The 10,073-nt window shown below is 52.1% G+C and carries 9 protein-coding genes; 8 read left to right on the top strand and 1 reads right to left on the bottom strand.

The features are described from left to right. The first annotated feature begins 219 nt into the window (after nt 1-219). The 4 genes from dusB to HY879_15415 all read left to right on the top strand — a co-directional run bounded on the left by dusB (nt 220) and on the right by HY879_15415 (nt 4,892). Nucleotides 220-1,191, top strand: a complete 972-nt coding sequence (gene dusB / locus HY879_15400; protein ID MBI5604723.1) for a tRNA dihydrouridine synthase DusB — start codon at nt 220-222, stop codon at nt 1,189-1,191. 9 nt (nt 1,192-1,200) lie between these two features. Next, nucleotides 1,201-2,931: a 4-hydroxy-3-methylbut-2-enyl diphosphate reductase gene (gene ispH, locus HY879_15405; GenBank protein ID MBI5604724.1), complete on the top strand. Its 1,731-nt coding sequence runs from the start codon at nt 1,201-1,203 to the stop codon at nt 2,929-2,931. 148 nt (nt 2,932-3,079) lie between these two features. Further along, the gene (locus tag HY879_15410; protein MBI5604725.1) at nt 3,080-3,922 is read left to right on the top strand and encodes a glycosyltransferase; all 843 of its coding nucleotides are present in this window, start codon (nt 3,080-3,082) and stop codon (nt 3,920-3,922) included. Nucleotides 3,923-4,004: 82 nt separating this feature from the next. After that, entirely contained in the window at nt 4,005-4,892 is an 888-nt protein-coding gene (locus HY879_15415) for an MBL fold metallo-hydrolase (GenBank protein ID MBI5604726.1), read from the top strand. Nucleotides 4,893-4,990: 98 nt separating this feature from the next. Here the strand turns inward: HY879_15415 and HY879_15420 are convergent, their stop codons facing one another. After that, nucleotides 4,991-5,446, bottom strand: coding sequence for a hypothetical protein (locus tag HY879_15420; protein ID MBI5604727.1), 456 nt, complete (start codon nt 5,444-5,446; stop codon nt 4,991-4,993). Nucleotides 5,447-5,854: 408 nt separating this feature from the next. Between HY879_15420 and HY879_15425 the strand changes: the two genes are divergently transcribed. From HY879_15425 to HY879_15440, 4 genes are all read left to right on the top strand, one after another. Further along, a complete protein-coding gene (locus HY879_15425) occupies nt 5,855-6,562 on the top strand; it encodes an amino acid racemase (GenBank protein MBI5604728.1) in 708 nt (235 codons plus the stop codon). A 70-nt stretch (nt 6,563-6,632) separates the two neighbouring features. Further along, nucleotides 6,633-7,775 (top strand): ribonuclease D, encoded by a 1,143-nt coding sequence (locus HY879_15430; protein ID MBI5604729.1) that lies wholly within the window; start codon nt 6,633-6,635, stop codon nt 7,773-7,775. Between the two features lie 11 nt (nt 7,776-7,786). Then, on the top strand, nt 7,787-8,596 hold the full coding sequence (locus tag HY879_15435; protein MBI5604730.1) for an amidohydrolase: 810 nt from the start codon (nt 7,787-7,789) through the stop codon (nt 8,594-8,596). A gap of 40 nt (nt 8,597-8,636) precedes the next feature. After that, the coding region (locus HY879_15440; protein MBI5604731.1) for a PAS domain S-box protein at nt 8,637-10,073 on the top strand (1,437 nt) is incomplete at its 3' end.

The following is a 10,073-nucleotide window of genomic DNA, read 5'->3' on the forward strand; positions in this document are numbered from 1 at the left end:
AACTCGTTTCTTTTCGTCATTCCCGCGAAGGCGCGAATCCAGTCCTGTTATGTGGTTACGGTTAGCCTGGATTCCCGCCTTCGCGGGAATGACGAGTTTTTACGAGACCATCAAGAATAGTTATCTGCGGGTATCGGCGAAAATCTGCGTCCTAATTTAACTTTTTCAAAATCCATCATATTTTAAAAATTCGGCAAAAATCATAGAAAAGATGATTTTATGAAACTGGGATCTCAAACCATATCCTTCCCTTATATTATGGCCCCCATGGCCGGATATACGGACCTGCCTTTCCGGCTCCTGGTTCGGCGGCTGGGCTGTGGACTGGCCTGCACCGAGATGGTCAGTGCCGAAGGCCTGGTCCGACGGATCCCCCAGACCTGGTCGATCCTTAAAACCGTACCGGAGGACCACCCCTTATCGGTTCAGCTCTTCGGTTCCCGGCCGGAATCCATGGCCCAGGCCGCCGTTCTGGCCTCCGAGGCAGGGGCGGATATTATCGATATCAATATGGGTTGTTCGGTAAAAAAGGTGGCCAAATCGGGTTCAGGGGCGGCTTTATTGAAGGACTTGAAACGGGCCGAAGAGGTGATCAAAGCGGTTCGCAAGGCCACCCGCCTTCCCCTGACGGTCAAAATCCGTTCCGGATGGAAAGAAGGGGATCGTACTTATCTAACCATGGCCCGAATCGCCGAAGATAACGGGGTGGATGCCCTGGTAATGCATCCCCGTTATGCGGTCCAGGGGTTTTCCGGTCTGGCCGATTGGTCCCTTTTAGGAGAACTCAAGGAAAGGTTACGCATCCCGATTATCGGCAGCGGGGATGTCCAATCCCCGGAACAGGCCCTGGACCGCAAAAGGCAGACCGGTTGTGACGGCATCATGATAGGCCGCCAGGCCTTAAGGACCCCCTGGATATTTAAACAGATCCGGGAAATCGAAAAGGGCGGCGCCTCAATGGATCCCGACTTAAGGGAAAGGCGAAGCTGGCTGACCTCCTACTGGCAATGGATAGAGGATAATTACCAAGGGAGAGCCCAGATCAATGCCTTACGCCGGACCTTGTTTGTCCTGACCCGGGGATTGCCGGCCTCGGGGGAGTTCCGGCAAAATGTGGCCCTGGCCCCATCCAAGGAAAGATTAAAAAGCCTTTTTGAGGAATATTTTGATTCCCTGGTCCCAGTGGTATAAGATAATAAAGTGATGAAAGTCCGTCTGGCAAAAACAGCAGGGTTCTGCATGGGGGTACGTCGGGCCATGGAACTGGCCATAGAGGCCAATTACCATTACCCCGATCCTATTTACACCTTCGGCCCTTTGATCCACAATCCCCAGGTCCTCCAGATGCTCGAAAAAAAAGGGATTTGTATCCTGGATCCCCATGAGGGCCGCCGGACCGGCACGATTCTGATCCGGGCCCACGGCATTCCGCCCCAGGATTACCAAAACCTAAAGCAGGCCGGTTTTACGATCATAGACGCCACCTGCCCTCGGGTTATCAAGGTCCAGGCTATTATCAAAAAATATGCCCAGGAAGGCTATACCCCCATTATTGTCGGTGACCGGGATCACCCGGAGGTCATCGGTTTATTGGGCTATTCCCAGGGCCAGGGGATTGTCCTGACTGATCCTGATCAGGTGGAGGCGTTACCCGATTTAGAGAAGGTGATCATTGTGGCCCAGACCACCCAGGATGAATCCTTTTTTCAAGAAGTGGTCGAAAAAGTAAAAAGGCGATTTCCGGAAAGTCTGATTTTTAACACCATCTGTAATGCCACTCATGAACGTCAGGAAGAGGTGCGCAATCTGTCCCGACAGGTTGATGGCCTGGTTATCGTAGGCGGCTACAACAGCGGGAATACCCGCCGGCTGGTTGGGATTGCCCAATCGGTGGGGATCCCTTGCTTCCACGTAGAGACCGAAGATCAGTTGGACAAGGGGAAAATCAGTCAATTCAAATCGGTGGGGGTAACGGCCGGGGCTTCAACGCCCAACTGGATGATCCGAAAGGTAGTCCAGGAACTGGAAAGTATTAAAGGACAAGGGACCTATCCCTGGAACACCTTTCTTTTTCGATTACTTCGCTTCCTGTTAAAAAGTAACCTGATGGTCGCCCTGGGGGCGGGATGTTTGGCCCTGGCGGCCGCCCGATTACGCCGGGCCCCTATAAACGGGATTTATTTTGCCATTACCTTTCTGCATATTTACGCCATGCACATCCTGAACCATCTTCTCGACCGGGGGGCTGCCGAATACAACGACCCGGATCGCTCCCAATTCTATCAGCGCTACAGGACCCCTTTCTTTATTTCCGGGACCGGGGCGGCCCTTTTTTCCCTGGCCCTGGCCCTGGGACTGGGATGGGTCCCCTTCCTATTCCTTTTGGCTATGAGCGCCCTGGGCATCCTCTACAGTTTTCAGATTGTGCCGGCCGTCTGGCAGCGCTTTACCAGGATGAAAAAAATAAAGGACATCCCGGCCTCCAAGACCCTTTCCGTGGCCCTGGGATGGGGCGGCGTAACCACCTTGATCCCGGCTATGGCCGAGCATCAGCCCTTAAGCCTTTCTTTGATTTTCAGCTTTTTTATTATCTGCAATTTTGTCTATATCCGCTCCGGCCTTTTTGATATCTTAGACATTCAAGGCGACATGATCGTCGGCAAGGAGACCCTGCCGATCATTATCGGGGAGGAAAAGACCATTCGATTCTTAAAAGTTTTAAGCCTGGTGACCATGGCCGGCTTGGTCGCCGGTATATTTTTGAATCTTCTGCCCCTCTGGAACCTGTGGCTGATGATCAGCCTTTTATACCAATTCAGTTTTTTAATCATTTATGAGAAAAAAAGGGCTTTGCCGGGAAGCATTTTTTTCGAAGCCATGGTGGAATTCGGTTTTATCCTGGCCGGCCTGACGGCGTTGGTAATACAGTGACGAGTATCGGGTGGCGAGTGACAAGAATGAGAAGAGCTGCTGAACCACATTCGGATTTATTCCCTCGATCCGGGTTTTCCCCCATTTCTCTATCGTCTTCTGTCTCAATCGGCTGCCTCTCTCGTTACCCGTCGCCCTGTAAATTCCCATGTCCCCGCCGTTGATCAGCGTTATTATCCCCACTTACAACCGGGCCGCCTTTCTTCTTGAGGCGGTCGACTCGGTTTTAAAACAGACCTTTTCCGATTTCGAGTTGATCGTGGTCGATGACGGCTCTACGGATGGGACGGCCGACAGCCTAAAAAAATATGAGGGCCGATTTATTTACCGCTATCAACCCAATCAAGGGGTCAGTGCGGCCCGCAATCAAGGCATCCAAATGGCCCGCGGGCAATGGATCGCCTTCCTGGATTCCGATGACCTCTGGTTGCCTGAAAAGTTAGAGACCCAGATCCTTTTTATTTCCAATAATCCGGAGATAAAAATTTGTCAGACCGAAGAGGTCTGGATTCGAAACGGCCGCCGGGTGAATCCCCGAAAAAAACACCAAAAATTTTCCGGAGATATTTTTGGCCCTTCTCTTTTGCTTTGTCTGGTCAGCCCATCGGCCGTGATGGTCAGAAGGGATCTATTCGATGAAGTAGGCTGTTTCGACGAGGCCTTGCCGGCCTGTGAAGATTATGATCTCTGGCTGAGGATCTCGTCCCGATTTCCCGTCTATTTGATTAACCGGCCCCTGGTGGTCAAACGGGGCGGCCACCCGGACCAGCTTTCCCGGATCACCCCGGCCCTGGACCGCTATCGCATCAAGGTGTTGCTTAAGCTCCTGGAGTCGAACCGATTGACTGCCCGGCAATATGCCTTGACATTTAAGGCATTAGAAACTAAAAGTCGCATCTATGGCCGGGGATGTATAAAAAGGGGCAAGGCCGAAGAAGGGCATTACTATCTTGGCCTGCCGGAAAGGTTTACAGATCCGGGTTCAGTTTAGCTTTTTGAAATTGAAGGATTGTTTTAGACAGGATTTACCGGATTACCAAAAAGAAAAAAACTGAGAAAAGGAATAAAAAAAAATGGAAGAAAAGCACTTTGGGCCGGTCTGGATTATTCCCGGAGAAAACCGCGGCAAGTATCCCTATTGTCATTCAATATATATCGAAGGGGCCGGTGTGCTGATTGATCCGGCTTCGGATCGTGAAAGGTTGATCCGGCTTAAGAAGGGCCCGGGGGTCAGGGAGGTCTGGCTCAGTCATTGGCATGAAGATCATTTAATGCACCTGGACCTCTTCGATGACCTGCCCCTGGCCATTTCAAAAATCGAGACCCCCCCCTTATCGGACCTGGATATTTTTTTAGACTGGTATGGACTGGATAATCCGGAATATCGCCAGGATTGGCGGCAATTACTGACGGACCAATTCCACTATCGTCCCCGTTTCCCGAAGCGGGTTTTTGAGGGGGATGAAATCATCCATCTGGGACCGGTCACGGTGGAAATCATGCACACGCCCGGCCATACGCCCGGCCATCTGTCCTTTTTCTTTCAAGAACCGGGGGTGCTCTTTATGGGGGATTATGATCTGGGGAAATTCGGTCCCTGGTATGGGGACAAGGAATCCTCCATCGAGGACACCATTTCCTCTGTGCAGCGACTGCGCCAAATCCCCGCCCGCATCTGGATTACCGGTCATGAAACCGGCTTGTTTGAAAACGATCCAGCCGAAGATTGGGACCGATATCTCGGAATCATTGGCCGGCGGGAAGGAAAGCTCATCGATTTCCTCTCTCTTCCCAGAACCCTGGAAGAAATCGTTTCTCAGTGGATCATTTATCAAAAACCACGCCACCCGCCTGCTTTTTTTGAATTCGGAGAACGGGCCATGATGGAAAAGCATCTGGCGCGGCTCTTAAAAAAAGGGCAAATAACAAACGAGGGAAATCAGTATAGGGCCATTCGTTAATACGGATGGACTGGTAAAACGTCGGTTATCCGGCCCCTCCCCTCCGGCCTGGGGGCGGGGCCGGAATCTCCTTGATTTCATGGACGTTTTCTAAGGTGCTATGGCAACAGCCGGTAGGGAAGGGCCCGGTCTGTCCATTCATTTTCAGGATGTTCGGCCTGAAGTTTTTCATAGGCCTCCTTGAGCGGTTTGGGATCATGAGTGCTCTTGTACCCTGCTACCCCTCGCAGGAAGATAGCCTCCGGAACGGCTTTGCTCTTCGGGAAGTCTGCGATTATTTTTTCCAAGTCGGCCAGGGCCTCATTAAATTTATCCAAATCAAAATTGGTTTTGCCGATACCCAGCAGCATGGCCGGGATGAACTGTTCGGGGGGCAGGAATCCGACCACGCGGTGATGTTCTTTGCCCGTTTCATCGAGGGTGATCATGGTCGGTGTCCACTTGACATTAAAATCCGTGGCGTACGGCTGGGCATCGAACAAAAGCTGGATAGGCACCAGCCGCCCGTTAACGAATTCGGCAACTTTTACCTCGGGATACGTAACCGCACCCATCTGTTGGCAGCCGATTCAGCCCGGGTTGAAGAAATCGAGCAGGATAGGTTTTTTTTCCGTCCTGGCGCGATCCAAAGCCGCCTCCATACTTTTTTCCCATTTGATTTCCGCCATTGTTATCTCCTTTCAGTTCCGGATGGATCCGGGTTAGATTTTAAGATTGTAACTATACCTAAGGCTCTATATTTGGGGAATAGGGCATGGACAGTATATTGATGTTCAAAGGACGGTATTTTGCCAGACCGGACCTTTCCGGAGGAACGCTGTTAAGTTTTCATTCTTAAATCAAAGACTTGAGGATGCAGCGTTTAGAATTTGTCAAATTGATATTTTTCATTTATATTGGGTATCCGGAATTTAAAAGAGCCGGCCTGCTATTGGACTCCCAGGCCTCAGGAGCATTTTGCGATGAAAAGAATTGGAATCATCGGTGGTATCGGCCCGGAATCGACCGTGGACTACTATAAATTGATTATCGGCGCTTTTCATGAAAGGCGGGCAGATTCAGGCTACCCGGAAATCATCATTTACAGTGCCGATTTAACCAGTATTATGAAAATACTCGAAGCAAAAGACTGGGGAGGCCTTACGGATTGGCTGCTGGAGAAAGTGGCCTCGTTATACAGGGCCGGTGCCGAATTTGCCGTCATCGGCTCCAATACGCCCCATATCGTGTTCGATCAGGTAAGTTCAAGATCTCCCATACCCATGCTGAGCATTATTGAAGAAACACGCAGGAATGCCCAAAAAAGGGGCTTCAAGAAACTGGGTTTGTTGGGCACAAGGTTTACTATGGAATCGGACTTTTTTAAGAAGCCTTTTGGAGACCACGGCATGGCGGTCGTCGTTCCGGAGAAGGAAGACCAGGAGCTTATTCATCATAGGTTGTTTTCTGAAATTGAATTGGGAATTATAAAGGATTCAACCAGGGAAGAGCTACTGTACATAGTTAAAAAAATGATCGACAGCCATTCTATTGATGCCCTGATCCTTGGCTGTACCGAGTTACCTTTAATACTCAACCAGGACCAGTTCGGCATTCCCTTCTTAAATACAACAGCTATTCACGCGGAAAGTATTGTGAACTATTGTATTAAGCCCTCAGCCCCTTTTTAATAAATCCTTGGATTCACGGGCAAGGTAAGGTATCCTGTAAGAATGAACGATTGGAAAGGGCTCGGCAAAGATGCGGGATGGAAACAGCTTTTCGTATGAATGGATAGAAACCCCCCGGCAATTGAAAGGGGTGGTCCCGATTCTGGGTCAGGCCAAAATCATCGGGGTCGACCTGGAAGCCGACTCGTTGTACCACTACTTCGAAAAGGTCTGCCTTTTGCAGATGGCCACGGAATCCACCTCTTATGTCCTGGATCCTTTGGCCATCAGGGATCTTTCCGCCTTAACTTCCGTTTTCTCCAATCCCGGGATCCGCAAGGTATTCCACGGAGCGGATTATGATATCCGTTCCCTGTACCGGGACTTTCGGATCGAGGTGAACAACCTCTTCGATACGCAAATGGCCTGTCAATTTCTGGGCCTCCAGGAAACCGGCCTGGAGGCGCTGCTGCGAATCCGGTTCCAGGTGGAGTTGAACAAAAAATTTCAGCGGGCCGATTGGTCCCAAAGACCCTTATCCCCGGAAATGGTGGAATATGCAGCCATGGACGGCAGGTACCTGATTCCCCTGGCCCATATACTGGAAAAAGAACTGGACGAGAAGGGCCGCCTGTCCTGGGTGGAGGAAGAATGCCGATTCATGACCAAGGTCCGCTTCACACCGCCCAACCATGATCCGTTATACCTGAAAGTAAAAGGGGCGGCTCTCCTGGATCAAAGGAGTCTTGCCGTTCTGGAGGCTTTGCTGGAATTCCGGGATGCCCAGGCCCAAAAGTCGGATCTTCCTCCCTTCAAGGTGCTTGGTAACGAACCTCTGCTGGCATTGGCCATGAAGAAACCTTTGAGCCTGGAAGAAATGGAAACCGGGAAAACCTTGAGCCGGAAGCAAATTGACCGATACGGAACGCGCCTGGTGCGGGAAATTCGCCGGGCCATGGCCCTTCCCGATGAAGATCTTCCGAATTATCCCCGGCAGGCCAGGCCGGATTTACCATCGGCCGTACGCAAAAGGATCAAAGCCCTAAAAAACTGGCGGGAGTTGCGGGCCAAAGATTTGAAGATGGAACCCGGAATCCTGATGAATAACGCCCTGATCAATGCCCTGGTGTTGAAAAATCCCGGATCCCTAAAAGAGATGGAAGAGATTCCGGGCCTGAAAGGATGGTTTAAAAATCATTTCGGCCCGGAGATCCTGACGGTTCAAACAGATTAGGAGGAAAACCGATGATCATCGATGCCTGGGCTCAACACCCCACTCTACGTCACTCACAGGACCCCATTTTTGACTCTTTACGGCGCTGGACCAAAACCGAAATCCCGACCCGGGAATTACCCCTTTCGGTCACCATCGGCTTCATGGACCAGGCGGGTGTCTCCAAAAGTCTGATCAGTGCCTGGGTCGCACCCCGAAATGTAATGATCTCAAATGACGAGGTGGCCGGTTTCGTCGCCCAGGCACCCGACCGGTTGATCGGGGTGGGCTCCGTCGATATCTCCAAGCCCATGGCGGCGGTCCGTGAGATCCGGCGTTGCGTGGAAGTGCTGGGCTTCAAGGCCATTCGCGTCCTCCCCTGGCTGTGGGAGCTGCCGCCCATTGATCGCCGCTTCTACCCGGTCTTCACGGCCTGCTGCGAGATGGGTGTGCCCTACTGCACCCAAATCGGCCACACCGGTCCTTTGATGCCTTCCGAGGTCGGGCGTCCCATCTATCTCGATCAGGTGGCCCTCGATTTTCCCGAACTGGTGATGGTCGGCGGACACATCGGCTATCCCTGGACCGATGAAGCAATTGCCGTAGCCACCAAGCACGAAAACGTCTACATCGATACCTCGGCCTATACGGCCAGGCGTTTCCCGGCCCCACTGGTCGATTACATGCGGGGTCATGGCCGGACCAAGGTCCTCTTCGGCACCAACTATCCGATGATTATGCCGGCCAAGGCCCTGGCCGGTCTGGAGGCCCTCGGACTCGATGACCAGGCCAAGGCCCTGTTTCTCGGGGAAAATGCCCAGCGGGTGTTCAAACTGTCCTAATGGGGCTCGACCCCGAAACGGCCTCATCGACGGGGATCTTATGGATAAATCGGGAAAAATAGGAAATCGGATCGATTCCATCCAGGAGCTGAAAAAAAAGAACCAAAGCCTGCAGGCGGCCTTGGGCGAATACCGCTCCATGGTCGATAAATACCGAACCCTGGCCGATTGTTCCCTGGCGGGGATTTATGTAATTCAGAAGGGACGGTTCCAGTACGTCAACCCGAGATTGATTGAGATGCTGGGCTATGAACGGGAGGAGGACCTGATCGGTAAAAATTTTTGGGAGGTGGTTCACCCGGAGGACCGGCCCATCGTCCGCAATCGGGGCCTGCGGCGGGAAAAAGAGACGGTCTATCCGGAGCGCTATACCTTCCGGGTCTTAAAAAAGGATGGTTCTATTGCCTGGGCCGACCTGAGGGGCATGACCGCCCGATATTTGGGACGACCGGCAAACATCGGGACGGTAGTGGACATTACCGAACAGAAAAAGACCGAAGAGGAACTCCGGAATCATCAGAGCCAATTGGAAGAACGGGTCAGGGACCGGACGGCTGAATTGCTCCGGGCCAATGAACGGCTGAAGCGGGAAGTGGAGGACCGGGAGCGGGCCGAAAGAAAATCGGTGGCGGAAAAAAATTTTTCGGACTCGGTCATCAATAGTCTGCCCGGGGTTTTTTACCTGTTTGACGAATCGGGCCGCATGGTCAAATGGAATGATAATCTGGAGATGATAACCGGATATCTCCCGGAAGATATCCTGCGACTGAACGCCCTGGAATTTTTTCATAAAGACGACCGGGCCCAGGTTCACGAAAGGATTCAAGAGACCTTCGATTGGGGGCGTTCTTCCGTGGAAGCGACCATCGAAGCCAAAACCGGCCGGTTGACGCCCTACCTGCTTACCGGCGTGCGCCTTAACCTGGAAGGCAGAATCTATCTGATCGGGGTCGGGGTGGATATCAGTGAGCGGAAAAAAGCCGAACAGGCCTTGATGGCCTCAAAACAGGACCTGAGGGATCTGTCGGCCAAACTGATCCATGTCCAGGAAAAGGAGAGACGACATCTGGCCATGGAACTGCACGACGGGCTGGGCCAGTCCCTCTCGGCGATCAACTTCAGCCTGGAAAAGATGATGAAAAAGGCCGAGCAGGATGCGGATTCCAAGAAATTAGGGGCCTTGAAGCAGGTCCTGCCCATGATAAAAAACACCATCGATGAGGTCCGGCGGATGTCCCGGGACCTTCGTCCGTCCATGCTCGACGACCTGGGAATCCTGACTACTATCACCTGGTTCTGCCGGAATTTCGGACAGGTCTATCCGGATATTTCCATTAAGAAGCACCTGGGACTTAAGGAGACGGAAGTCCCGGAACATTTAAAAATCGTGATTTTTCGAATCTTGCAGGAAGCCCTGAACAACATCGCCAAGCACAGCCGGGCCAAAGAGGCCGAAATCCGCCTGGGCCGTAAGGGA

The sequence above is a fragment of the Deltaproteobacteria bacterium genome, assembly GCA_016219225.1.
Lineage (GTDB): Bacteria > Desulfobacterota > RBG-13-43-22 > RBG-13-43-22 > RBG-13-43-22 > RBG-13-43-22.

Bases quoted from the DNA above. Each gene is read 5' to 3' on its own strand.
- HY879_15410 (MBI5604725.1), top strand. From the start codon at position 3,080: ATGTCCCCGCCGTTGATCAGCGTTATTATCCCCACTTACAACCGGGCC.
- HY879_15420 (MBI5604727.1), bottom strand. From the start codon at position 5,446: ATGGGTGCGGTTACGTATCCCGAGGTAAAAGTTGCCGAATTCGTTAAC.
- dusB (MBI5604723.1), top strand. From the start codon at position 220: ATGAAACTGGGATCTCAAACCATATCCTTCCCTTATATTATGGCCCCC.
- HY879_15415 (MBI5604726.1), top strand. From the start codon at position 4,005: ATGGAAGAAAAGCACTTTGGGCCGGTCTGGATTATTCCCGGAGAAAAC.
- HY879_15435 (MBI5604730.1), top strand. From the start codon at position 7,787: ATGATCATCGATGCCTGGGCTCAACACCCCACTCTACGTCACTCACAG.
- HY879_15430 (MBI5604729.1), top strand. From the start codon at position 6,633: ATGCGGGATGGAAACAGCTTTTCGTATGAATGGATAGAAACCCCCCGG.
- HY879_15425 (MBI5604728.1), top strand. From the start codon at position 5,855: ATGAAAAGAATTGGAATCATCGGTGGTATCGGCCCGGAATCGACCGTG.